Annotated in this window: 24 protein-coding genes and 2 pseudogenes; 8 read left to right on the forward strand and 18 right to left on the reverse strand. The window is 61.2% G+C overall.

Annotated features, from left to right (window positions below):
- Positions 1-83 precede the first annotated feature (83 nt).
- Positions 84-746, reverse strand: a pseudogene (locus FHX10_RS15715) (gamma-glutamyl-gamma-aminobutyrate hydrolase family protein); the annotation flags it as partial.
- 35 nt (positions 747-781) lie between these two features.
- Between FHX10_RS15715 and FHX10_RS15720 the strand changes: the two are divergent.
- Together FHX10_RS15720 and FHX10_RS15725 are read left to right on the forward strand one after the other, a co-directional pair.
- On the forward strand, positions 782-1765 hold the full coding sequence (locus FHX10_RS15720) for a lytic transglycosylase domain-containing protein (protein ID WP_174824493.1): 984 nt from the start codon (positions 782-784) through the stop codon (positions 1763-1765).
- 96 nt (positions 1766-1861) lie between these two features.
- Complete coding sequence (locus FHX10_RS15725; RefSeq protein ID WP_047615362.1) at positions 1862-2815, forward strand: NAD-dependent epimerase/dehydratase family protein; 954 nt, start codon at positions 1862-1864, stop codon at positions 2813-2815.
- A gap of 20 nt (positions 2816-2835) precedes the next feature.
- Here FHX10_RS15725 and FHX10_RS15730 read toward each other — a convergent pair whose 3' ends face one another.
- From FHX10_RS15730 to FHX10_RS15755, 6 genes are all read right to left on the reverse strand, one after another.
- Positions 2836-4101 carry a glycerate kinase gene (locus FHX10_RS15730; RefSeq protein ID WP_097543826.1) on the reverse strand — a complete coding sequence of 422 codons (1266 nt, stop codon included), beginning with the start codon at positions 4099-4101 and terminating at the stop codon, positions 2836-2838.
- 127 nt (positions 4102-4228) lie between these two features.
- On the reverse strand, positions 4229-5626 hold the full coding sequence (locus FHX10_RS15735; protein WP_097543827.1) for a dipeptidase: 1398 nt from the start codon (positions 5624-5626) through the stop codon (positions 4229-4231).
- 17 nt (positions 5627-5643) lie between these two features.
- A complete protein-coding gene (locus FHX10_RS15740; protein ID WP_047614727.1) occupies positions 5644-6702 on the reverse strand; it encodes an ABC transporter ATP-binding protein in 1059 nt (352 codons plus the stop codon).
- A 7-nt stretch (positions 6703-6709) separates the two neighbouring features.
- Entirely contained in the window at positions 6710-7501 is a 792-nt protein-coding gene (locus FHX10_RS15745) for an ABC transporter permease (RefSeq protein WP_047614729.1), read from the reverse strand.
- Positions 7498-8322, reverse strand: coding sequence for an ABC transporter permease (locus tag FHX10_RS15750; RefSeq protein ID WP_047614731.1), 825 nt, complete (start codon positions 8320-8322; stop codon positions 7498-7500). Before FHX10_RS15750 ends, FHX10_RS15745 begins: the two co-directional genes overlap by 4 nt.
- 120 nt (positions 8323-8442) lie before the next feature.
- On the reverse strand, positions 8443-9483 hold the full coding sequence (locus FHX10_RS15755; protein ID WP_047614733.1) for an ABC transporter substrate-binding protein: 1041 nt from the start codon (positions 9481-9483) through the stop codon (positions 8443-8445).
- Positions 9484-9555: 72 nt separating this feature from the next.
- Here FHX10_RS15755 and FHX10_RS15760 point away from each other — a divergent pair.
- A pseudogene (locus FHX10_RS15760) lies at positions 9556-11631 on the forward strand (adenine deaminase).
- A 108-nt stretch (positions 11632-11739) separates the two neighbouring features.
- Entirely contained in the window at positions 11740-12030 is a 291-nt protein-coding gene (locus FHX10_RS15765; protein ID WP_080759889.1) for a DUF6074 family protein, read from the forward strand.
- Here the strand turns inward: FHX10_RS15765 and FHX10_RS15770 are convergent.
- From FHX10_RS15770 to FHX10_RS15800, 7 genes are all read right to left on the reverse strand, one after another.
- A complete protein-coding gene (locus FHX10_RS15770; RefSeq protein ID WP_097543828.1) occupies positions 12003-12521 on the reverse strand; it encodes a hypothetical protein in 519 nt (172 codons plus the stop codon). The two genes, FHX10_RS15765 and FHX10_RS15770, sit on opposite strands and share 28 nt — an antisense overlap.
- Positions 12518-13138: a hypothetical protein gene (locus FHX10_RS15775; protein ID WP_097543829.1), complete on the reverse strand. Its 621-nt coding sequence runs from the start codon at positions 13136-13138 to the stop codon at positions 12518-12520. Before FHX10_RS15775 ends, FHX10_RS15770 begins: the two co-directional genes overlap by 4 nt.
- Entirely contained in the window at positions 13135-13752 is a 618-nt protein-coding gene (locus FHX10_RS15780) for a hypothetical protein (RefSeq protein WP_097543830.1), read from the reverse strand. Before FHX10_RS15780 ends, FHX10_RS15775 begins: the two co-directional genes overlap by 4 nt.
- Positions 13749-14507: an ABC transporter ATP-binding protein gene (locus tag FHX10_RS15785; protein WP_063475434.1), complete on the reverse strand. Its 759-nt coding sequence runs from the start codon at positions 14505-14507 to the stop codon at positions 13749-13751. The genes FHX10_RS15780 and FHX10_RS15785 overlap by 4 nt, the downstream gene beginning before the upstream one ends.
- Positions 14504-15568, reverse strand: coding sequence for a FecCD family ABC transporter permease (locus FHX10_RS15790; RefSeq protein ID WP_052213365.1), 1065 nt, complete (start codon positions 15566-15568; stop codon positions 14504-14506). The genes FHX10_RS15785 and FHX10_RS15790 overlap by 4 nt, the downstream gene beginning before the upstream one ends.
- A 4-nt stretch (positions 15569-15572) precedes the next feature.
- Positions 15573-16676: an ABC transporter substrate-binding protein gene (locus FHX10_RS15795; protein WP_174824494.1), complete on the reverse strand. Its 1104-nt coding sequence runs from the start codon at positions 16674-16676 to the stop codon at positions 15573-15575.
- Positions 16677-16789: 113 nt separating this feature from the next.
- The gene (locus FHX10_RS15800; RefSeq protein WP_097543832.1) at positions 16790-17881 is read right to left on the reverse strand and encodes an alpha/beta hydrolase family esterase; all 1092 of its coding nucleotides are present in this window, start codon (positions 17879-17881) and stop codon (positions 16790-16792) included.
- A gap of 257 nt (positions 17882-18138) precedes the next feature.
- On the opposite strand from FHX10_RS15800, the gene FHX10_RS15805 reads away from it, so the two are divergent.
- The 3 genes from FHX10_RS15805 (at position 18139) to FHX10_RS15815 (ending at position 19731) form a co-directional block, all read left to right on the forward strand.
- Positions 18139-18453 (forward strand): PepSY domain-containing protein, encoded by a 315-nt coding sequence (locus tag FHX10_RS15805; protein ID WP_047614749.1) that lies wholly within the window; start codon positions 18139-18141, stop codon positions 18451-18453.
- 36 nt (positions 18454-18489) lie between these two features.
- Positions 18490-19101: a general stress protein gene (locus FHX10_RS15810; protein WP_097543833.1), complete on the forward strand. Its 612-nt coding sequence runs from the start codon at positions 18490-18492 to the stop codon at positions 19099-19101.
- Positions 19102-19323: 222 nt separating this feature from the next.
- Entirely contained in the window at positions 19324-19731 is a 408-nt protein-coding gene (locus FHX10_RS15815) for a low affinity iron permease family protein (RefSeq protein ID WP_047615366.1), read from the forward strand.
- Here the strand turns inward: FHX10_RS15815 and FHX10_RS15820 are convergent.
- From FHX10_RS15820 to FHX10_RS15830, 3 genes are all read right to left on the reverse strand, one after another.
- Positions 19728-20087 (reverse strand): low affinity iron permease family protein, encoded by a 360-nt coding sequence (locus FHX10_RS15820; RefSeq protein ID WP_047614753.1) that lies wholly within the window; start codon positions 20085-20087, stop codon positions 19728-19730. The genes FHX10_RS15815 and FHX10_RS15820 overlap by 4 nt on opposite strands.
- 139 nt (positions 20088-20226) lie before the next feature.
- A complete protein-coding gene (locus tag FHX10_RS15825) occupies positions 20227-22344 on the reverse strand; it encodes a catalase (protein WP_097543834.1) in 2118 nt (705 codons plus the stop codon).
- Between the two features lie 195 nt (positions 22345-22539).
- Complete coding sequence (locus tag FHX10_RS15830; RefSeq protein WP_097543835.1) at positions 22540-23439, reverse strand: hypothetical protein; 900 nt, start codon at positions 23437-23439, stop codon at positions 22540-22542.
- 324 nt (positions 23440-23763) lie between these two features.
- Here FHX10_RS15830 and FHX10_RS35120 point away from each other — a divergent pair, with 324 nt between their 5' ends.
- On the forward strand, positions 23764-23943 hold the full coding sequence (locus FHX10_RS35120) for a hypothetical protein (RefSeq protein WP_080759894.1): 180 nt from the start codon (positions 23764-23766) through the stop codon (positions 23941-23943).
- Positions 23944-24211: 268 nt separating this feature from the next.
- Here FHX10_RS35120 and FHX10_RS35590 read toward each other — a convergent pair whose 3' ends face one another.
- Positions 24212-24466 carry a hypothetical protein gene (locus FHX10_RS35590; protein WP_017991185.1) on the reverse strand — a complete coding sequence of 85 codons (255 nt, stop codon included), beginning with the start codon at positions 24464-24466 and terminating at the stop codon, positions 24212-24214.
- Positions 24467-24600: the final 134 nt, after the last annotated feature.

Consider the following 24600-nt stretch of genomic DNA (forward strand, 5'->3'; position numbering starts at 1 on the left):
CTGCTACAAAGCCGCCGCGAAAGCAGTTTCGCGGCGGCTTTTTGTTGATGCGGAAGGCGGTGATGATCGCCGTAGTTGTCAGATTAAGCGGTGGCTTTTCGTGCCCGAACCGCATCGCCGAATGCCTGAAACAACGCACGGTTCACGGGGTTGGTCTGCGGATCGTATTCGGCATGCCATTGCACGCCGAGCGCAAATCCCGGCGCATCCTTGAACCGTATCGCCTCGATCGTCCCGTCCTCTGCAATGCCTTCGGCAACGACCCTGTCGCCAAGCTCGAGAATGCCCTGTCCATGCAGGGAGTTCACCCGGATCGTCTCCCGGCCGAGGATGCGTGCAAACATCCCATCCTGTATAAGTTGAACATCGTGACGATCGCCGAAAACGATGGCGAGGTCGGGATGGATCTCGCCGGTTTCCAGGCGCGGCATTCGGTGGTTCATGCGTCCGGGCAATTCCCGGATTTCGGGATGCAGCGAGCCGCCGGCCGCGACGTTCATTTCCTGGAAACCGCGGCATATGCCGAAAATAGGAACGCCGCGCGCTACACAGGCTTCGATCAATGGCAGCGCCAGCCCGTCACGATCCTCGTCATAAGGTTCATGCTTGGGATCCGGCACCGTGTTGAAACGGCTGGGATGGACATTGGCTCTGGCGCCTGTCAGCAGAATGCCGTCGACGACAGCCAGCAGATCGGCGATATCGGCCAGTTTGGGGTTGCCGGCAAACATCAGCGGAAGCTTCCTACCCGTATCGATGGTATTGAGAATTCCGCGTCGCGATGGAAGTTCGAACCCGCCGAGATCCGATGATAGGCCGGAAATGTCAGTCCGACATGGGGAGGAGATCGGCGAAGGCCATGCTTTCGCTTTGCCTTCTGTTTTCCCACGTGGATGCGGTCACGGCTCAGCCGGAAGGAAGCGCGGGACCGCCGGCCTGTCTCTATTCAGGTCCTTCAGCGTCGGGATCGGGTGAAGCGCTCTGCATCCGTAAGGACAGTTTCAATCGTGACCTTTGCGTCGCGATCGAGCATTTCGCCAGCGCCAATCAATTGCCGCCGGATTATTTCGCCCGTCTCATCTGGCGCGAGAGCACCTTTCGCCCCGATGCCGTCAGCTTCAAAGGAGCGCAGGGGATTGCGCAGTTCATGCCCGGTACGGCGAAACTGCGCGGTCTTGAAGACAGCTACCAGGTGTTGGAAGCCCTGCGGAAATCGGCGCAGTATCTCGACGAACTGCGCAATCGCTTCGGCAATCTCGGCCTTGCCGCTGCCGCCTATAATGCCGGCGAAAACGGCCTAGCATCTTACCTTACGTCAGGAAGATTACCCTACGAAACGCGCAGCTATGTCACGGCGATCACTGCCCATACGGTCGAGGAATGGAAGGATAACCCACCGCAAGATGCGGCCGCCCCGCTCGACAAGGACAAGTCCTTCATCGATGGTTGCGTGGCGCTCGCGGAGAGACGGACGTTGAAGGACACGCCCTGGCGTCAGGAGGGCGAATGGGCCCCCTGGGGCGTCCAGCTTGCGGCGAATGCGAATGTCGCGGTGGCCCGACGCATGTTTCTCGATGCCGTGCAGGATCTGCCTGCGCCCCTGAATGCCGAGCAGCCGCTGATCCTGCGCCAGCGCGATCGCAGCTTCGGTTTTCGCCCGCGCTACGCTGCCCGCATCGGTCGGCAGACGCGTATGGAAGCCAATGATCTCTGCAACCAGATCCGCAAACACGGCGGCACCTGCCTTGTTTTCAAGAACCGGTAGCGGGCCTGGCCCAGCCGCCTGGATCATGAAAAGTCTGCTTGCAGGATCGCCTGAGCGCAGCATATTCGACACGGAAATGCCAAAGGAGGAATGACGATGCGGGTTTTGGTAATCGGGGCAACGGGCCATGTCGGAACCTATCTCGTTCCCCGCCTGGTGGAGGCAGGTCATGACGTCGTCACGATCAGCCGCGGCACGGCGAAGCCTTATACGGAAAACCATGCCTGGGCTTCTGTCGATCAGCGTCAGATGGATCGGGCGGCGATGGAGCGGGTGGGTGATTTCGGCCCGGCCGTCCGTGAAGTGAAAGCCGATATCGTCATCGACATGATCTGCTTCACGCTGGAAAGTGCCGAGCAGCTGGTGACGGCGCTGTCGGGGCATGTCGGCCATTTCCTGCATACCGGCACGATCTGGACGCATGGCCATGCCAGCGCCGTGCCGACGCTGGAAGAGGCGCCGAAATCTCCCTTCGGCGATTACGGCACGCAGAAGGCTGATATCGAAACCTACCTGCTACAGCAGGCAAGGCTTCGCGGATTTCCGGCCACCATCATCCATCCCGGTCATATTGTCGGTCCGGGCTGGGCGCCGCTCAATCCAGCCGGCAATTTCAACCTGCAGGTCTTTTCAACCCTTGCCCGCGGAGAGACCCTGGCGCTGCCCAATTTCGGTCTGGAGACCGTTCATCACGTCCATGCCGATGATGTGGCGGCGATGTTCATGGATGCGATCGCCAACTGGAATGCCTCGATCGGCGAAAGTTTCCACGCGGTCTCTCAGCAGGCGCTGACGCTTCGCGGCTACGCCGAATCCATGTCGCGGTGGTTCGGGCATGAGCCGAAGCTCACCTTCGCGCCGTTCGATGCCTGGGCCAAAGGCCAGACGGCCGAGGATGCGGAGGCGACCTGGGAGCATATCGCCCGCAGCCCGAATTGCTCGATCGCCAAAGCCAGGCGCTTGCTTGGGTTTACCCCGAGATATCAGTCGCTGCAGGCGGTGCAGGAATCGGTCGGCTGGCTGGTCGGGCAGGGGCGGATCAAGACCTGACCCACCATTGCCGCGGGCTGCTAACGGATCAGGATAGCCCTGAAATCATTGACATTGGTTCCGGTCGGGCCGGTTTCAAACAGATCGCCGCTGGCCGCAAAGCCTGAATAGCTGTCATTGCCGTCGAGCAGGCGGCGCGGATCGAGCCCGGCGGCGCGCAGGCGCTTCACCGTGCCGCCATCGGCAAAGGCGCCGGCATTATCCTCCGAGCCGTCGATCCCGTCCGTGTCGGCAGCAAGGACATGGATGCCCTCCTGTCCGTCGATCGCAAGCCCCATGGCGAGCGCGAATTCGCCGTTGCGTCCGCCCTTGCCGCCCTTGGCGCGCAGCGTCACCGTCGTCTCGCCGCCGGAAAGGATGACGACCGGCTTCGAAAACGGCCTGTTCCGGCCCAATACTTCGCGGGCGATCGCTGCATGCACCAGCGCCACGTCGCGCGATTCCCCCTCGATCGCATCCGAAAGGATCGCCGGCTCGATCCCCTGCGATTTTGCCAGTGCCGCAGCGGCCTCCAGCGAAACGCCCGCGGAGGCGATGATGTGGTGCGCGTGCCGTGAGAAGACCGGATCGTCCGGGCGAGGGGCATCGGCCTTCGGCGAGTTCAGATGGTCGAGTGCGGCCTGCGGCAGCTGCAATCCATATTGCCGGATGATCTCGAGCGCATCGTGTCGTGTCGAACCATCCGGCACCGTCGGCCCGGAGGCGACATGGGCCGGGTTGTCGCCGGGAATGTCGGAGACAACAAGACTGACGACCTTCGCTCTGGTCGCTGCCGCAAGCCTTCCGCCCTTGATGGTGGAGAGATGCTTGCGCACGACGTTCATCGCCGAAATCGGCGCGCCCGAGGCAAGTAGCATTTCGTTGAGAGCGATCTCGTCTTCGAGGGTCAGCCCTTCCGGCGGAGCGGGCAGCAGCGCCGAGCCGCCGCCGCAGATCAGCGCGATCACCAGATCGTCTTCCGTCAAGCCGTTCACCGTTTCCATCAACCGCTTTGCCCCGGCGAGCCCCGCGGCATCGGGTACCGGATGGGCGGCCTCGATGATTTCGATGCCGAGCGTCTCGCAACCATAGCCGTAGCGGGTGACCACCAGGCCTTCGATCGCTCCGTCCCAGACGCTTTCGAGGGCACGCGCCATTTGCGCCGCGCCCTTGCCGGCGCCAATCACCACGGTCCTTCCCTTCGGCCTGTCAGGCAGATGCGCTTTGATGCCGGTCAGCGGATCGGCGGCGCGAACCGCCGCGTCGAACAGGCTTTTCAGGAAGTCGCGGGGAGCTGATATCCTCATCGGTGGTCTCTGCTGCTTCGGTGTCGATAGGGATGGTACAGTGCTTTAATTCTCGGCCCCGAAGGTCCGCAAGACATTGGCCGCACCACAGCCTATTGCATAATTCAAACTGTTACAGTGCCGCGCGTCAGTCGGCGAGGGCCGCCAGGATACGAACCCAGGATCGTATGCCTTTGTGGAAGCTGGAGAGATCATATTTTTCGTTCGGGCTGTGGACGCGGTTGTCGAAGCGGGCAAAGCCGACCAGGAGGGCATCGCATCCGAGCCGGCGTTTGAAGTCGCCGACGATGGGGATCGAGCCTCCCGTGCCGGCAAGAGCCGCTTCGCATTGCCATTCTGTCGAAAGCGCCTGAAGCGTCCTGGTGAGAAACGGACTGTCGATCGGCATGACGGTGGCCGGCGAAAGTCCATAATCCCTGAAACTGACCGAACAATCCCTGGGGATACGTGCGCGCACATGCCGCTGGAAGGCATCGCGGATCGCTTGGGGATCCTGTCCTTCCACCAGTCGAAACGAAATCTTGGCGCTTGCCTTCGCCGGAATGACCGTCTTGAAGCCTTCGCCCGTATAGCCGCCGCTCATGCCGTTGATCTCGCAGCTCGGCCGCGCCCAGATCTGTTCGAGGACGGAACGGCCTGCCTCGCCGGCCGGATCTCTCAGGCCGATATCGCCGAGAAAGGCCTCCTCGTCGAAGGGCAGTCTTTTCCACAGCGCCTTGATGGCGTCGGGGAGCTCTTTCACGCCGTCATAGAAACCTTCGACCGCAACGCCGCCATCGGTTCGCCGCAGGCTTGAAACGATGTCTGACAACACCTGCAGCGGATTGCGTGCGGCATTGCCGAACATGCCGGAATGCAGGTCCTGATCGGCGCAGGTGATCTCGATTTCCGTGGTGTAGATACCGCGCAGCATCGTGGTGACGGCAGGCGTTTCACGATCCCACATATCCGTGTCGCAGACGAAAACAGCATCGGCCTTCAACTCGTCCGCCGTGGCATCCAGAAAGGGTGCGAGACTCGGACTGCCGGCCTCTTCTTCGCCTTCGAACAGCATGCTCACCTGCACCGGCAGTTTCCCGGTAACGCTTTTCCAGGCGCGGCAGGCTTCGACGAAGGTCATCAATTGTCCTTTATCGTCGGAGGCGCCGCGCGCCACGATCGCGGTATCGCCGTTCGGCAAGGCTTCCATGCGCGGCTCGAACGGATCGCTGGTCCACAGTGCCAGCGGATCGACCGGCTGGACATCGTAATGGCCGTAAAACAGCAGATGCGGTGCGGATGCCGCCTTTTCATGCGCGACCACCATCGGATGGCCGGTCGTTTTGCGCACCGATGCTTCGAAGCCGATGGCAGCCAGATCCCGGCTCAGCCATTCGGCGGCGGCGCGGCATTGATCGCGATAAGCCGGGTCGGTCGAGACGCTCGGAATGCGGATCAGCTCGAAAAGCCGCGCCAGGCTGTCATCGAGGCTCCGGTCCACATGGGCAAGAACGGCGTCGATATCCTGATTGCTGATACTGGCCATGGTTTCTCCTCAGCGGCTCAATCTTCCGGGTCGAGAATGCAGCACTGCTCGGCAAGCGGGATCAGTACGGCGGACGCCCCTGTTTCCAGCGGGTCGGACAAAGCTCCATTGGCGGTAATCTCTCCCGCCGATGTCGCGCATTTATACTGATAGGCCCGGCCGAGATAGGTGCGGGTGCCGAGCACGGCGGCGATGCCATCGCCGTCACGGCTGACGGCAAGGCCGTCTGCGCGGCAGGCCAGCACGAAGTCGTCCTTGATCGGCCCGAATGCATCCTGAGACAGATGCAGCCGTGCGCCGCCCGTCGCTTCGGCGGTCACGATCGCTCCGTTGCGCGCGGTTACCTTCATCCGGATCAGGTTCTCGAAGCCGACGAACCGGGCGACGAAGGCATTGGCCGGCTGGCGGTACAGCACCTCCGGCGCATCGAGCTGCATGATGCGCCCGGCATTCATGATCGCCACCCTGTCGGAGATCGAGAATGCCTCTTCCTGGTCGTGGGTGACGTAAAGCGATGTCGTGCCGTTGGCGCGCTGGAGCTGCCTGATCTCGACGCGCATGTCGATCCTGAGCTTTGCATCGAGATTGGAAAGCGGCTCGTCGAACATCAGCAGCGGCGGCTCGATGACCAGTGCCCGGGCGAGCGCCACGCGCTGTTTCTGGCCGCCGGAGAGAGCCGAAGGCAGGCGGTCGGCGAAGGCGGAAAGGCCGACGCGCTCCAGCATGGCCATCGTTCTCTTCGTCCGTTCCGGCTGGGGAACACGACGCTGCCTCAGGCCGAAGGCGACATTGTCCTGCACGCTCAGGTGAGGAAAAAGCGCGTAGTTCTGAAAGACCAGACCAATGTCGCGCGCATGCGCAGGAAGGCCGGTGAGGTCGCGTTCGCCGAGCTTGATGCTGCCGCTGGTCGGCTGCAGAAAACCGGCCACCAGGCGCAATGTCGTCGTCTTGCCGCAGCCGCTGGAGCCGAGCAGGGAAACCAGCTCCCCGGCCATGACTGAGATCGACAGGTCCTTGAGAACCTCAGTGCTGCCGTAATGGGCGGAGATGGAATCGATGGTGAGGGATACGGTCAAGAGCGTTCTACTTTGTCAGGAAGGTGAGACCGAGCGTGGCCTCGACGACGGCCATGACGCCGACTGTCACGAACATCAGCAGCACCGATACCGAGGCGATCGTCGGATCGAAGAACTGTTCCATATGCGCAAGGATCTGGATCGGCAGCGTCGAGATGCCAGGACCGGTCAGGAAGACTGACACCGACACGTCGTTGATCGAGGTGATGAAGGCGAGGATGAAGGCGGCAATGACCCCGGCGCGGATATTTGGCAGGACCACGGTCAGGAAGGTTTTCAGCGGCGGGCAACCCAGGCTGATCGCCGCCTCCTCGACGGAAAAATCGAAGGCCGCCAGGCTGGCGCCGACGACCCGCACCGAATAGGGCAGGATCAGCAGCGCATGACCGACCAGCAGGCTGATGAAGATCGGAAGCCCGAGGCCGATCGTGACCGACTTCATCAGCGAGAATCCGAAGACGATCTCCGGCACCAGGATCGGCAGGACGAAAATGGTGGAAAGCCAGCGCGGCAATTCCACCCGGTAGCGGTTGATCGCATAGGCGGCCGGGATGCCGATCAGCAGCGATAGCGCCGTGCCGAGAAAGGCGACCTGCAGGCTGGTCAGCGCCGTCGTGCGGAAGGCCTCGATCTCGAAGATATTGACGAACCAGCGCAATGTCAGGCCCTGCGGCGGGAAGGTCAGATAGGTCGTGTCGCTGAAGGCCGCACCGACGATGATGACCAGCGGTGCGAGCAGGAAGAAGAAAACGCAGGCCGCGAAGGCGGCGAGGATCGGGTGAACGCGCCTGTCCATCACACCGCCATCGGATTGAGCCGGCGTGCAACGCGGCTCATGATGAGGACGACGCCGAGCGTCAGCACCACCATGATGGCGGCGATCGTCGATGCACCCACCCAATCGAAGGTGACCATGGCGCGCTGGTAGAGGAAGGTCCCCATCATCATCTGCTTTTCTCCGCCGAGCAGTTGCGGTGTCGCATAGGAGGTGAAGCTGCCGGTGAACACCAGCACGGCGCCGACGATGAGGCCGGGTGTCGCCAGCGGCAGGATCACCTGAAGGAATGTCATCAGCGGTCTGGCGCCGAGCGAAGCGGATGCATCGATCAGATCGCGCGGGATGCCCTCAAGCACGCCGACGAGCGTCAGGATCATCAGGGGAACGAAGAGATAGACCATGGCGACGATCACCGAGCCTTCGGTATAGAGCATCGAAAGCGGCTCACTGAGGATACCGGTCGAGATCAGCATGGTGTTGAGGATGCCGTTCTTCCCGAGAATAATCAGCCATGCGAAGGATCGGACGACGACACCTGTCAGCAGTGGAAAAACCGCTGCGATGATCATGATACTCTTCGCGCGGCCGGGCATTTGGGCGATCACATAGGCGGTGATGAAACCCACGGTGAGGGAGATCGCCGTGGTGATCAGAGCGATCTCCAGCGTTCGGTAAAGAACCGCCCGGCGAAAGCCGCTGCTGAAGAATGTCACATAGGGCGCAAACACGCCCTTCGGTTCCGCAAACGTCGCCGCGATGGTGATGGCGACGGGAACGATGAGAAGCGCAACGACGGCAATCGTCGCCGGCATCGTCAATCCCCATCTGGCAAAATGCTTCATCTCAAAACTCGTGGCATGTCCTGATATCGGGAGCGCCGCATCTCGGACTCGGATGTGCGGCGCTTCCAGGTCTGACCGAGGCCCGGCAATAAACCGGCCTCGGGCCGGGATACCGGCAGCTTACTGAGCGAAGACTTCGTTCCAGCGGTCGATCCAGTCAGCCTTGGCGGCATTCATCTTGGCATAGTCGATGCGGGTGAGGCTCGCGACCATATCCGCGCCATAGGTCCAGATCTTCGCCTGATCCGGAGTCAGGCTGACCTTGGTCGAGATCGGCGCATCGACGCCTTGTTCGGCTTCAGCCTGCTGGACGTCCTTGGACAGGATGAAGTTGATGAACTGATGCGCCAGTTCGACATTTTCCGAACCCTTCGGGATGTTCACCGTATTCAGCGTGGCGATGTCGCCGTCCTTGAGCTTGGCCCATGTCATCGTCGGAACGGCCGCCTGCATCGATGCCAGGGTAAAGTCCTGGGCCAGCGCAACGCGCACTTCGCCTGTCGATATCAGGTTTACCAGCTCCGAGCCGGTGTTGTAGTTCTTGACGACATTGGGCTTCAGCGCCTCGATTTCCGAGAAGGCCTTGTCGGTGTCCTCATAGGCATCCGCGCCGCCATGCTTGCCGGCTTCCAGAACGACCAGCGGGCCGGCGGTGGTGGTGATGCCGGGCAGGGAGACGGAGCTTTTCAGATCGTCGCGCCACAGGTCGCCCCAGGCGGTGATCGGCGGGTTGACCTTGGCGGAATCATAGACGATGCCGACGCGCCCGATCGTATAGGCGGGGCCGTATTTGCCCTGAGGCGCCTTGCCCAGTTCGTAGATATCCGCAAGATTGGGGATCTTCGAGGGATCGATCTCCTGGAACAATCCCTGTTCGATGCCGAGCTGCGAGAAGCTGTCGGTGAGGTAGATGACATCGACGCCCTTGCCATCGCGCAGTTTCAGCTTGTTGAGCCGGTCGGCGTTGTTGCCGGTCTCGAACACGATCTCGCAGCCGCAGATCTTCTTGAAGGGCGTGATGATGTTGGCGTTCATCTTCTCGCCGTTATAGCCCCACCAGGAGATGGTCAGCGTCTTCGATTGCGCATGGGCCGCAGCGGTGCCGCCGGCGGCGGCAAGCAGCGCAAGAGAGAGGATTCGGGCGAAACGTCTGGCCTTCATGAGCAATATCCTTCTGTGAAAACGGCGTTGATAATCGGGATCATGCCCCTTGGATTTGAGGGATACTATTTTTTGATCGATCGGCTCGCAAGCTCAATACTTGGGCAAATGCGTACTTGCTTGGGGAATTTTCCAAGATCGAACCATCAGTAGCTCTCGGTTGATGACGTCTTGTTGTTGATCGCAAAGCGTGTTGCGCCAGCGCTTTACACATTCGCGCGTGGTCTTTACGGTCCGCGGCGGTTCCAGCGTCTCACGGGCATTTCATTCATGGTTACCTCGCGCACCGCACTTCCTGATGACTTGCTGATCAACGCGTCCGACGAGGTTCGGACGCGCCAGGATCTTGTGCTGACGGCGCTCGGACGCCGGCCCGCCGACAGGCTGCTGCGCGTCGGCAGATTGCTCGATGTCCACACCAGGACATGGCTCGACGATCAGGAGATCGTCATCAAGGGCCGCCGTATCGCCTATGTCGGCCCTGCCGGCAGTTATGTTGGCGAGGTGAACGAGCGCTTTTCCGAGCCGGATCTTGCGGCCGTGCCGGGCTTCGGCGAGGCACACAAACATATCGAAAGCTCCCATCTGACGCCCGAATGGGAGGCGGCGCTGGTAATGCCGCATGGCGTGACCTGGACGTGTGAGGCGAGCCACGAATTTTCCAACGTCAACGGCGCCCGCAACCTGGAATTCTGGCTGGAAGCGCGCCGGCGCGGATCGCCGATGAAAATCTTTCCCCTGCCTGGCTCCGCCGTGCCGCCGACCGCCTACGAGTGGGGTGGCGGCTGGTTCGGTTACGACGAACAGAAGGCCTTCCTGTCCGAAAGCCTGATGGTCGCCGGGCTCGACGAAGTCATGGACTGGCCGTCCATATCCGATCCCGGCAATCCTTCCTACAACCGGCTGTGGGGCATGATCGGCGCCACCTTCGAACAACGCGGCGTCATCGAAGGCCACGGTGCCGGACTGCGCGACATGGCCTCGATCAACGCCTTTGCCGCGGCGGGTCTCGCCTCCGATCACGAAGGCTGGTTCCTCGATGAGATCTGGCAGAAACTCCTCCACGGTCTTTTCATCGAGCTCAGGCCACATTCCCTGCCGGAGGTCATCCGCGGCCTGATCGACAAGGGGCTGACGGACTGGTCGCAGATCGCCCTGGTGACCGACGACCGCAGCGCCTCGGACACGCTGAAAATCGGTGCGACCGACCACAATGTCCGCCTCGCCATCGAAAACGGCCTTGCGCCGGAGATCGCCATCCAATGCGTCACCCTCAATCCGGCGCGCCATATGCGGCTGACGCCGTGGGTCGGATCGATCGCACCGGGCCGCTTCGCCGATATCGTTCTTCTCAGCGACGTCGGCAGCCTGTCGATCGAAAAGGTGTGGGCGGACGGGCGTCCTGTGTCCGAGGGTGCGACCTTCATTGGCGTGCGCCCGGAAATCGACTGGCCGCAATGGGCGACGCGCACCGTGACCATAGACAGGACGGTCACGGCAGACGATTTCCGCATCGAGGCGCCGCCGAACCGGGCCACGGTCAACACAGCACTTTTGCGGCCGTTTCACTGGCACGACGATTTCATCACCATGGAATTGCCGGTAGAAGATGGCCTCGTGCAGCGGGATCCCGCGCGCAATGTTACCAAATTCTCGATTGTCGACCGGTTTTCCGGGGAGGCCAAGATCTCCAGGATGTTCTGGCTGGGCACCGGACCGCGCACGCCGGAGACGGCGCTCGCCTCCACGCTCGGGCACGACAAGCACAATATCTGGACGGTCGGTTCGTCGGACGAGGCGATGGCGCAGGCCGTCAATGCCCTGAACGAGCAGCAGGGCGGCTGGGCGCTGGTATCCGGCGGCAAGATTCTCGCCCGCGTCCGCTACGAGGTCGGCGGCCTGATGACGGCCCGTTCGGCCGAAGCGCTCGATGCGGAGATGCAGGCTCTTTATGCGGCCGGTGCCGGGATCGACTGGATGTACGAGCCGACCTTTTCGCCTCGATGGTGGCCGGGCTTTCCCGAACGCCTGTCGTTTGCAACGCTTACCTGCTCACCCTGGCGCTGGGTCCTGGTCGCGCCGTCGGAGCTGGCGCCGGAGGGGTTCGTGAACGTGCTCACAGGCAAGACCCATCCGATTGTCTGGTGACATTGCGGAGCGCCAAAAATCCACCTGATTGATCTTCTGACTGCAGCAATAGAAAGCATTAACCATAGTCCCTTAGATAACGAACAGGATCAAGGGAACCTGTGTTCGATGGCTGATGAAATGACCCACCGCCCCGCCGCCTCCAGTGAAGGCAGGGTGATTGCTTTCCCCTCCGGAACCGGAACTGCCAATATCGAGCGTTGCGCCCGCGAACTCGGCCGACGGCATGGCGCGGATGCGCTGGAATTCTGGAAGGCCGAATGCCGCAGGCTTGCCGATCAGCTTCTGGCGGCCGGGATACCGGAGAGCGACGTCCGTCAGCGGGTGATGTGGTTTCAGGAGGATGTCCAGAACGAACTCGTCCTCAGCCATCAAAAGCGGGCCGTTGCCTCTTCGTAAACTGCCTCTGGCGGCAGCGCCAGCAACCGGTCGGCCATCTCCTGCTTGAGCCAGGCGAGGCGCTCCTCTTCCGCGGGCGTCCGGTCGGTCTTGCGGCCGAGCGTGATGAACTCCTCGCGGACATGGCCGTCACGCAATTGCAGGGTGACGGTTCGTCCGCGATAGCTGAGTTCGAAGACGTAGCGAGCGAGGATGTCGCCGCGCTCCGTCCGGTCGAGCGAGGGGTCGACGCTATAGCGTCCTTCCGTCAGCGCACGCGTCACCATTTCGAAGGCGTCACGCCCGCCGGGACCGCGAAAGGCCGTGCGGATCGAGATTTCGCGGCGCTCCGGTGGTCCATCGACGCTGAGCAGCGGAAACGCGCGCTCCATCACCTTGAAGGCATGGGCGACACCGCCGGGAAAACCGTAGCCATGATAGTGCATGATATCGGCAAAGCCGTAGGCAAGCGGCTTGCCGTCTTCGAGAACTTCGATCTTCGCTTCGTTCATCTCGATCTTCCTTTGTCCAATTCCCGGCGCATCCAGGGAAGAAAACCATCCAGGAAACGCGTCGTCGCCGGCATGAAATGCGATCCGTGGTGGAAGCAGGGGTCGAGGCTGGTGATCACCATGCGCCCCGCCGTCGTGACCTCGTCCACATAGAGGATCGGCTTGCCTTCCTCATTCACCGCAAGAACCTCGACGCCCTCGGGTGGATCGAACCAGCCGTGAAGATGCCAGGTCAGGTCGTCCTGCCCGAGATGTTCGAACAGTGAATGGTGCGGGGAGGCGATCCTGACGCCGAGATCGGCGCCCTCGGTCAGCCACCACCACCAGTTCGTCGGCTGAGGTGTGAAATGGATAGCAGGCAGGAACGCCTGCCAGGCCGTCTCGCCGGTCGCGACGATCGTGCCGCCCTGATCGAGATAGTCGCGCAGCTGGGCCGCATGCGGCGCCAACCGGTCCGCCGGTGTGCGGCAGGGAATGAACAGCACCTGGTGTTTGCCGAGTTCGACCGAGGGCAGGTCCTCCGGCCGCACCAGGCTGTCGAAATAATGCCGGTAACGCGGCGCTTCCAGCGTCTCGATATGGTAGTAGGCGCCAGGATGGATCGCGAGCACGCTCATCGGTTCAGTTCCCCCGCCAGCCAGGCGATGGCGCGGCCGGCCAGCTGCTTCTGGATGTCGGGATCGTCTCCGCAACCCCAGAATTCGTTGCCGGCATGCGACAATACCTCTCCGCCCGCCGGCCGCGCCCAGATCCAGTCGATGGGCACCGCAGCCGGTCCCAATGTATTGATCGCGACGGCGCCTGATGGCATCGGATTGTGTCCCCGGCCGTAGAACCCGGCGACGCCGCGGTTCGTTTCCAGCATCCTCTGATCGATGCCGGCAAAGACCGGATGATCGAAGCGCCTGATTTGGGCGAAGTCTGACCGCTTCGGCTGCGGCATGGGAATATAGACGCCGAGTTCCGGCAGGATCGGCCGGAGCATATGGCCGTTGAAGATCCACCGGCCGCCGCGATCGAGGAAGGACGCCACCGCCGAGGCATATTTGAGAAAGCCGATCTGATCGAGATGGATGGTGGTGATCAGGCCGCTTGCGGCGGCAAAATGCGCCTCCGCAAGCTCCGTCTCGCGTACCGTCATCAGCTTGCCCTGCGCGGTTGCCTCCGCGAAAGCCGGCGCGCTCAGGGTGAAGGGGTCCTGATAGTGCGACTGGATGAGAAGAATGGTCATGCGGCGCGAATTCCTGCAAAGGCGGGCAGGACCGCCTGATGTCTTTCGCCTGCCGGACCGACAAGCTCGACAACCCGCATCGGCACCCCGTAGAGCCGTTCCAGATGGTCCGGCGTGATCGTCTCCGCGACCGGGCCGAACAGCGATTGACCATCAGGCATCATCAGCAGTGCGTCGTCGGCGGCCGCGAGCGCATGGTTCGGATCATGTGTGGTGAAGGCGATCGCCTTGTCGCGCGGCTCGCGAAGGCTCTTGAGCAGGTCGAGCAGCCGCTCCTGGTTGCGAAGGTCGAGTGCCGCTGCCGGCTCATCGAGGACGATCGCCTGCGAGCCGGTGGCGAGCGCCCGTGCCAGAAGCACGAGCTGCCGTTCGCCGCCGGAAAGCCGGTCGAAGAAATGATCGGCAAAGCGGGCAGCGCCCGCCCGCTCGAGCGCGGCATGGGCAATCTCGAAATCATCAGGTCCCGGCTGTCCGAAGAGGCCGAGATGCGCTGCCCGTCCCATGACGGTGACATCGATGGCGCGGTAGCGCTGGTTGCTGCTTCCGGTCTGCGGGACATAACCGACAATGGCGGGCGCGACGCGGCTGCCTTCGTCCAGCCGTTGAAAACCGAGCAGTGCTTTCAGCGTCGTCGTCTTGCCGCGCCCGTTGGGGCCGAGAATGGCGAGCGACCGCCCGACGGCAACCGAGAAGCTGAGACGGTCGAGAATGATGCGCGTCCCGAACCTGACGACCGCATCCGTCAAGCCGATCATGATCCCGTCCTTTCCCGATAGTGATGACGCAGCAGCGTTGCGAAGATCGGCGCGCCGACGAGGGCGGTAATGACGCCGAGCGGGATCTCCGCCGCCGTCGCCGCGCGGGCGAGCGTATCGATGCAGACCATGAACCCTGCGCCGAGCACGGCGGCCGCCGGCAGTAGCGCGCGGTGATCATGACCGACCAGCAGGCGGGCGGCGTGGGGAATGACGATGCCGATCCAGCCGATGATGCCGGAGACCGCGACCTGGCTGCCGACGATGACGGCGATGAGGCAGAAGACCAGCCATCTCTCGCGTGTCGTATTGGCGCCGAGGCTGCGGGCCTCGGCCTCGTCGAGCGACAGGATGTTGAGCCGGAAACGGAGCATCCACAGGAAGCAGCTTCCGAGGATGAGGCCCGGTGCCGCCACCAACGTGCGTTCCCAGGTGGCGGTCGCAAACGATCCCATCAGCCAGTAGACGATGGCGGGAAGGGATGTGTTGGGATCGGCGATGAATTGCAGCAGCGAGACGACCGCCGAGAACATCGAACTGATGACCAGTCCCGACAGGATCACGGTCACCGTTTCCGACCGGCCGTTGATGCGCGAGAGCAGTCCCACCAGGATGACGGCCGCCATGCCGCAGAAAAACACCATGGCGATCAGCGGAAATCCCCAGATACCGAGCATGATCGCCAGGGCGCCGCCAAAGGCTGCACCCTGGGATATGCCCAATATGTCGGGCGAGACCAGGGGATTTCGAAACACACCCTGAAGGCCGGCGCCCGAGATGGCGAGCCCGGCGCCGGCAAGTGCTGCCAGCACCACGCGCGGCGCCCGCACCAGCAAGACGATGCGTTCGTCGATCCCGGCAAGCTCCCGCGACGGATCGCTGATCCCCTGCCAGATCAGCTCCAGCGCACGTCCTGGCGGCACCGAGAACCGTCCGACGCAGAGGCTGACGGTGAAGGCAATCACCAGCAGCGCCAGCAGCAAGGCGAAAATCAGCGTCTGCCTGGCGAGGTGGATTCGGCGGGCAGCGGGCACCGCCTCGTCCTGCGTCATCGTCGTCATGACATTACCTAGCCTCGAACTGCGCGTAGTCGGCGGAGGCGCCCTGATCCTTCAGCCAAAGGATATTGTCGATATCGCCGTCGGTCAGGTCGTAGTTGTAAAGCGTCTTGTAGGCCGTCTTCATTTCCGCCCGCAGATCGTATTTGAAGATATCGGGATGGAGCAGGTTGGCGGTCCACATCCAGGACAACGGTGATTCCTGGTTCGGCGGATCCCAGCGATAGCCGCCGAGCGGCATCCTATAGACTCGCTTGGATTTGGCGGCATTGGTCAGGGACAGGATCGGATCCTTATAGACCCAGTCGACGTTCAGCTTGGCCTCAAAAGCATTGAGGAAGATGACGTCGGGGTTCCATTGCGCGATCTGTTCCTTGTTCACCGAGACCGTGCCGTTGAGTTCGGCAGAGGCGTTTTTCCCGCCCGCAAGCGCGATGGACCAGGCATTGTAATTGCCCTTGGTGCCCGATGCGCTGATATCGGAGAGCGCGCGGCCGAGATAGAGAACGTTCGGCCTCTTGTCATCGGGAATAACGGTCGCCTTGGCTTCGATATCCTTCTGGACGCGGTCGCGCCATTCCACCAGTTCGCCGATCCGCTCGGGCTTGCCGATCGCCTTCGAAGCCATGGTCATATAGTCGCGGGTCAGCTCTTCCGTGCCGTAGAGGATCAGCATCGTGGTGAGGCCGGCATTGGTGATCGGTGCGACGATATCGGCGCCGCGATCGCCCCACTGGATCACGAGGTCGGGATTGGCGGCGGTCAGCGCCTCGACATTCGGTACGAAATTCGGCGCCGTCACGTCGGAGGGAATATCCTTGGCTTCGGGGAAGATCTTTCCGAGAATCCCTTCGACCACGGCACTCTTCGCCGTCGGGTTCATGCCGACGAGCTTCCTGGTGCTGCCATCCAGCGCAATGACGGTGGACGCCATCGGGATGACGATCGAGACGACTCGCTCGGCCGCTTTTGCCAGCCGTACCTCGCGGTTTCCCTGATCCTTGAAGACGATCTCTTCGGCAAAAGCTGCCGGTGCAAAAAGCACGGCGGCAAGGGCTGCCGCCATGCGGCGGCGGCAAGCAGTTGCGATAACAAGCGAAAGCGGAACCATGGTGTCTCCCCGTACAGGCATATGCGATGAGCGCCATTCCTATTCCGCGTATTTAATCTTGTCTACAAATCTCCACTTTAATTAGCGACATGTCGTGGAACCCTCATCGATACCTAGCGCAGCAGCCCGGCGGACCGGAGGGCATCTTCAATGACCTTCTGAATACCGCCACGGTCGCTGCCCGCGCCAAATGGATCCGGGGTATTTTCCGGTTGAGTAGCTGAGGGCCTCGCGTCGCGCCGTTTCTCAAACGAGGGAACGAGACCCCAGGACCTGGCAATTTCGACAGTCGAGGAAATTCCGACGTCAAGCATGAAGGGGCCGCTTGCCCCGTAGCCGGTGCCGACATCGAGTGGCGTGCCGTGACCCATGCCGGCAATCGTATAGAGTTCGATCACCTCGCTACCGTGCGGATCGGTCCAGACCTGACGCTGATGTTGTCCGATATCTTCGATGCGCGCCGGCGATGCGCCGACGCCGTGGACATGTCTCCATTGCTCGATGATCGCATTCGCGTTGGATGCGGCGACGGTTCTGTCTGCGGTCCCCTGCCAGAGTGACAATGTCGGCCACGGGCCTTTGTGTTTTGAAGCGTTTCTCAACCGCAGTTCAAGCTCTTTGCCAGTCGGGCCACCTTGACCGCGCATCCGGTCGAACGCTTCGGGAATGGTCGCGGCACTTGCGTATGGCAGGCCTGCGATGATCGCGCCGCCGGCAAAAAACTCGGGATAGGTCGCGAGCATGGCGGCGGCCATGGCGCCGCCGGCCGACAGCCCCGTCACAAACACACGTCTGCCGTCAATACCATGTTCCGCAACGACCTTTGCGATCATCTGGCGAATGGAAGAGACCTCGCCATAATCCCGGCGAATATCCTCCGGGTTGAACCAGTTGAAGCAGAGGTTTGGATTGTTTGCCCTTTGCTGCTCGGGAAACAACAGCGCGAAGCCATAGTCCTCGGCCAATCGCGACCACCCGGATCCGCTATCATAGCCGGCGGCGGTCTGGGTGCAGCCGTGCAGGACAACGACCAGGGCCATGTTTTTCCCGCGCTTCGACGGCAAATAGGTGTAGCCCCCCAAGGCACCCGGGTTTGTGCCAAACGCGTCCAAGGCGACGAGATCGGAGTTGCCCTGCGTGGGTTGAGTGCGAAGTGTTCCTCGCAGCGCAGCAAGGCGTGCAAGGGTGTCTGACATAGATCTCATGAAACTCTCCGCCAATCAGCAGCCGGGATGGCGGTGATGCCTGACTAAACGCTTCAGCCTACGAAAGGTTGCTGCACTGCACAATGTTTATTTTTGGAACGGCAGCCTTTCCAAGGGCGGGCGCGCTCTCCTGAGGAGCGCACCCGCTAAGTTATTCAGATATCTTATTTTCTTTTAGCAAAACGAGGGAACATACCCGCTTGCACCGGGTTATCAGCGGCAATCTTCCCCATGAAGATATGAACGCGAGGAAACCAATGAAAAAGATTCTACTGACAACGGCTGCCTTCCTGATGGCGGCCTCCGTTTCGCTCGCACAGAGCCAGACACCGACGACAAGCCAGGAAACGCCGGCTGTGGCGACGCCTGATACCAACAACCCGGGCGCGCCTGTCCAAGGCAAGAACAGTTTCACCGAAGACCAGGCCAAGTCGCGGCTTGAGGATGCGGGCTACAGCGCCGTCACCGGTCTCAAGCTTGACGATCAGGGCGTGTGGCGTGCGTCCGCGACCAAGGATGCCAAGCAGGTGCAGGTGGCACTCGATTACCAGGGCAACATCGTCGTCAAGTGACGGCCGACCCTTTCCTCAACATCGAAGGATAACATTATGAAGACTGTAACAGGACTGTTCGACAACTACGAAGATGCGAAGTCGGCCGTTGGTGAGCTCGAAGCCGCCGGCATTGCATCGAAGGAAATCAGCATCGTTTCGAATACCGGCGATGGCCGCACCGTCGAGGGGCAGGGCAGTAACGCTGCCGAAGGCGCCGGCACCGGCGCCGGGATCGGCGCTCTCGCAGGCGGTGCTGGCGGTCTGCTCACGGGTCTTGGCATGATCGCCATTCCGGGTGTCGGCCCTGTCGTTGCCGCGGGATGGCTGGTCGCAACGCTGGCCGGAGCAACTGCCGGCGCAGTCGTCGGAGGGGCCGCAGGCGGCGTGGTTGGCGCGCTCGTCAAATCGGGTGTGCCCGAAGAAGACGCCCACGTCTACGCCGAAGGCGTCCGTCGCGGCGGCTCGCTGGTCACAGCCCGTGTCGAGGATGATAAGGCCATGGCGGCCAGAGCGATTCTCGACCGCTCCGAAAGTGTCGACATTGCCGAGCGGCGCGCATCCTATACCAAAAACGGCTGGGAGCGCTTCGACGATACGCTTGACCCCTATACACCGGCCGAAGTGGATGCCGAACGTGGCCGGTATTCGACCGGCCCGCGTATCTGATCTTCTGCGAATAGTTTTGGAAAGCCGGCCTTCACCAGGGCCGGCTTTTTCATGGCGGCGGTTCAACTTGTGAAGGCTGCCAATTCGATGGCAGCTTGCTGGCACAGCAAAGACGGCCGCCCAACTTGATCGGCCTCGGCGGCGCGAGGAACTTCGGCCTGGATATGGAGTTGATGTTGTCGATTGACAGCACTGATGCTGCGATTGAACGAGGCCTTTCAGATGTCGAACAAACCCAACTTCTTCTCTTCCTTTGCAACTGCCGTCGCCGACCTCTCGGGAAAGCCGTTCACCTTTGTCGCGGCTCTGGCGCTTGTGTTCGTCTGGGCGGTGTCAGGCCCGTTTTTCGGCTATTCTGAAACCTGGCAGCTTGTCATCAATACCACCACGACCATCATCACATTCCTGATGGTGTTTGTGTTGCAGAACAGCCAGAACCGTGACGGAAAGGCTTTGCAGGCCAAGCTTGACGAACTCATCCTGACGAGCCAGGCCGCCAACAAATTTGTCGGTATCGAAAAGCTGGAGGAGGGCGAACTCAGGGAAATGAGCAAGACCCTTGCCGAAAAGGCAGAATGCGTCGAGGAAAAAGCGGATGAGAAATCTGCCGCAGAGGCAGCGTCCGCCTAATTCGCGCTCTCTGAGATTTGGCCGTGATGTTGCTGGCGCATTCCCTCGATTGCGTCGGCGTCGTTCTTCTCAGCCGCAATCCAGTGGTTTCCTGCCTTGCTTGAGCGGATCAACTCATCGAGCTTGGCATGGAGTGCCATCATGTCCCGATTCTGGGAGTGCTGCACCAGCAGCAAAATGAAAAATATAGTGAGTGTCCCGAGCATGTTGGTCAGCAGAAACCACTGCCGTGGGAAGGAAATGCTGAGACCCACTGCCGCCCATAGAGCTATGAACGCGATCAGCATGACCGGGACCACACGATGCCCTGCCCATGAGACGGCCAAGTCAGAGATCTGTCGAAAGCGCCAGTGCATACGGCTCTCCACAGCGCGTAAAAGGAAAATAGAGCAGATCGGGACAGCTTCCATCGCCCGGGCTGATAAATAGACGCTGCAAACGACCTAAAACCCGCGTTTCCACGGGTTTTACGTTACGAACATGACGACGAGACGGTCAATTCAATTTGACCGATGGCTCCCGACCCCAGACCCGCAGTTTGCCAAGCGCCTTGATAAAGGCGCTGACATCCTTCGCCGCTCCGAGTGCAATCACGCCCTCATCCAGAGAATCGGCAATGCCGGCTTTTTGCATCAGCGGCAGCGCTGTCTCCACATAGCCGATGAACTTGCAGTGCACGAAGGCATCCGCCACGAAATCGCGGGCCGTTGCCTCCTTCAGCAGATCGCCGGTTCCCTCGGCCGAGGGGAGGAGGGCGACGGCGTCGTAAAGCACCGAAGGTCCGCCGTCGATCATCTGATGCGCCTCGATCCAATTGCCGTCCGAGAGCGTCACGCCGCCGATCTTCGGCGCGATCACTTCGAATGTTGCCTTCTGCTCGGTGATCTCGGCAAGCAGCGCCTTGAAGACAGCGGCATCGCTGCCGTCGCTGACAAGAATGCCGAGCTTGCGTCCTTCGAACCGACCCGGGCCGCGCTCGATAATGCTGAGCGCCGGCGACGGCTCGAGATCCTGCCGGGTCGGCATGGCCGCGTCGGCAGGCTTCGGCATCGACTTGAATCCGAGGGCGTGGCCGACCTTGCTGGCCAGAGTCTCATCGATGTTCATCAGATGCGAGACCATGCGCTCGCGAATGACCGGCGTTTCGACCTTGCTCAGTTCGAAGATCAGCGCCGCGGCAATATGGCGTTGCTCCGGCGGGGTCTGGCTGATGTAGAACTGCCGGGCCTGGCTGTAATGATCGGCAAAGCTTTCCGGCCGCAGCCGAACCTTGGGACCCTGTTCCTCGGCGGGGAAGTGGCGATAGCCCTGCACCGGCGATTCCCGTGGCCCCTGATTCCAGGAGTTCGGCTGGTAATTGACGCGCCCGACAGGATTGCGCATCGCCATATGGCCATCCTGCTGAAAATTGTGGAAGGGACACTTCGGCGCGTTGATCGGCAGATGTGTGAAATTCGGACCACCCAGACGTTTCAGCTGCGTGTCGAGATAGGAGAAGTTCCGTCCCTGCAGAAGCGGATCGTTGCTGAAGTCGATGCCGGGAGGAACATTCTGCGTCATGAAGGCGACCTGTTCGGTCTCCGCAAAAAAGTTCTCCGGCATTCGGTCGAGAACGAGACGGCCGATCGCTTTGACCGGAAGGATCTCCTCCGGAATGATCTTCGTTGGATCGAGGATGTCGAAGTCGAACGTGTCGGCGAAGTCCTGATCGAAGAGCTGCACGCAGAGTTCCCATTCCGGGAAGGCTCCCGACTGGATCGACTGCCAGAGGTCGCGGCGATGGAAATCCGGATCGGCACCATTGATCTTGACTGCTTCGTTCCAGGCGACGGACTGCAGACCGAGTTTCGGTTTCCAATGAAATTTGACGAAGGTCGACTCATCCGCTGCATTGACGAAGCGGAAGGTATGCACGCCGAAACCCTCCATGAAGCGGAAGGATCGTGGAATGGCGCGGTCCGACATCACCCACATGATCATGTGCATGCTTTCGGGCGTCAGCGTGATGAAATCCCAGAAATTGTCATGCGCCGACTGCGCCTGCGGAAATTCCTTGTCGGGCTCCGGCTTTACCGAATGGATGATGTCGGGAAACTTGATTGCATCCTGAATAAAGAAGACCGGGATATTATTGCCGACCAGATCCCAATTTCCCTGCTGGGTGTAGATCTTCACAGCAAAACCGCGCACGTCGCGCGCCAGATCAAACGAACCCTTGCTGCCGGCGACGGTCGAAAACCGCACGAAAGCCGGTGTTTTTTCGCCGGGCCGCTGGAAAAGATCGGCCCGGGTATAGGCGGCCAGGGATGCGTATGTTTCGAAGTAGCCATGGGCGCCGTAACCGCGGGCATGGACGACCCGTTCGGGGATGCGCTCGTGGTCGAAATGAAAGATCTTCTCGCGGAAGTGGAAGTCATCGATGAGGGCAGGGCCGCGGGAGCCGACGCGAAGCGTATTCTGATCGTCGGACACGGGGCCGCCTTGAGCGGTGGTCAGCACAGGCTTGCCGTCTTCGGCAAACTGATGAAGCTCGCCGCCTGCGCCGCGGTGCAGCTTCTGATCATGGATCGTTGCATTGTCCGAGGGCGAGGTTTTGGACGTGTTCTTGGCCATCTCTATTCTCCGGAAAGGGTGTGACCTAACCGAAGCTCCACAATGGCCACATGTTCCGCTTTATGCGAAATAAACCGCCACTGAGGAGAGAAGCCGCTTCACTGCGGCCGAGAACCAGCCACACGAGGCAGGGATAGCCCCAGATAAAATTGGGACGCGGAGCCTTTCGACCTCGCGTCCCCGTTTCGTCTGCCCCTAGGTTCGGGAGGTAACGATAAGATCTTCCTCTTCGTCGCGTTGCGATCCGCCGAAAGCTGCAGCGGCCGCGGCGATGAAAGCCCCGATCAGAAGTGACAACGAGCCGAGCAAGGCCGTCGTGGAGGCCGCCTTGCGTGCCTCATCGGCGGCTTTCTGGGCGGCGACCTTGGCGTCTTCAATGCGCTTCAGGACGGTGTCGACGCGGGTGCGTGCATCGGCTTCGGAAAGGCCGGTGCGCGCAGCGACGATCGTGGCAAGATAGGCCTTGTCGTCATCCGGGATCTGGCCGGCGGCGGCACCGTTGAGGAGAATGCGGGAGACCTCAGCCGTTGCCGCAGTATCATCGGATGTCGCGCCTGCTCGGGCCTGTTCAGGACGCAGCAATGCGTCGGTAAAATAGGCGGTGGAGAGATCGACAGGCGATGAAGTCGACGATGCTGCTGCAGTACCGGCGGCAGTGGCGGCCGAACTCACGGCTTGTGCGCCCGCACCGGCAAGCGAAGTCAGCGACGAGGCGAGAAATCCGGCGACGAAGATCGTCGCCAGCGCCCAGCTTATGAAGCCATGCGCCGTGTCACGGAAGAACACCTCGTCAGTGTGGACGGCCGCCCACTTGGTTCGCAGCCGCCCGGTGATATAGCCGCCGAGCCCGGAGGAGAGCCATTGCACGACAACGAGCCAGATCGCTGCCGTGACCCCCACGGTGCCGAGCGAACTGCTTTGGCCCGACCAGGGCGACACCATCGTCAACCCGACCCCGGATCCAAGCAGCAACAGAATGAGGGTCACTCCGATGGCCGCAGCGGCGCCGCCGAAGATAGGCCCCCATGCCATGGCGGATTTGGAGGATTCGACCGGAGTAGCAATCTCTCCGGCACCTGTCATTGAAACCGACATGATCTGTTCCTATCGCATAAACAGAGCAAGAAGGATGATGATCGGCAGTGGAACACCAAGCAGCCAAAGCAAAATACCGCGACCCATGAAAGACCTCCTGTCAGAACCTGACGTTACGTGGTTGATGCCACTCAACTTTGAACCACGGTCTTTGTTCCCGGCCGGCTTGGTCATCGACGATGCTGATAGGAAGCGACAAGAATCTTCCGCATTCGGAACTAACGCAAGCCGGGCAGCGCCCCTATATCTTCAGGCGAAAGGTGATCTGGAAGGGAGAGCAGCGGCTTTCATCGCTCGGTCACGGCCTAAACGGGAGAAGCATCGATGAACAGATTTCGGGCATTTGTCGCAGCCGGCGCAATCAGTCTTGCCGTCATGGCCTCGGCCTGCTCGACGCCGCCGAATTCATATGGCACGGCATCAGGATATCAGCCGGGCGATTCAATGAACCGGGCCTGTGCGGATGGCTTCCGTCCCGGTGACGGCCGTTCGTGTAGCTATTAGAGATAGCCGCCTCTTTGTCGCTTGCGAGAGAGGTGCTGCGTAAGCGGTCATTCCGTTTAGTGACAGCCGCAACGGCAGCGCCGATCGCAGCGTCATCGAACAGTATCGGGCCGAATGCGCCGCCTATTCCGATTCCTATCGCCATGGCGATCGGAGAGCTCGACCGATTTGACGCCGACTGGATTGCGGACGATGAACGGCACGAGAGCTTGTGGCAGATCCCGAGGCTGGCCGCGCCGGATTGTCCTTCGACGGCCCATCCATCCCATTACCGTTTTTTCCGGAGATCACCTGGCAAAGCGTCAATGAGTTGATGCACTTTTCCGGTCGCGAACGCGATGTCCTCGCGCGGCAGATGGACTGTTATCTCAATCTCTTCCCACCTGCCGCCATGGTCTTTTGCGAACCTGACGGCGGCTTCCAAAGATGTGAATTGCACGGCCGGTGCGTTGGCGGTCCAGAACTGCACGCTGCAGTCCGCCGCACTGTAATCTAAAAATGCTTTTTCGGGATCTAACGCCATGGCGTTTGCTTTACACCGCCGGCGGTTGGTTGGCCAGCGAATGCCTACCCGTCGTAAAAAGCGCGTTGTCCGCCGAGGGGGAAGAAAACGCCTGCTTTCGGATTCATCAACGAAACAGGCGATTGCTTGAAAAA

This window comes from Rhizobium sp. BK591, from assembly GCF_014195045.1.
Taxonomy (GTDB): domain Bacteria; phylum Pseudomonadota; class Alphaproteobacteria; order Rhizobiales; family Rhizobiaceae; genus Rhizobium; species Rhizobium anhuiense.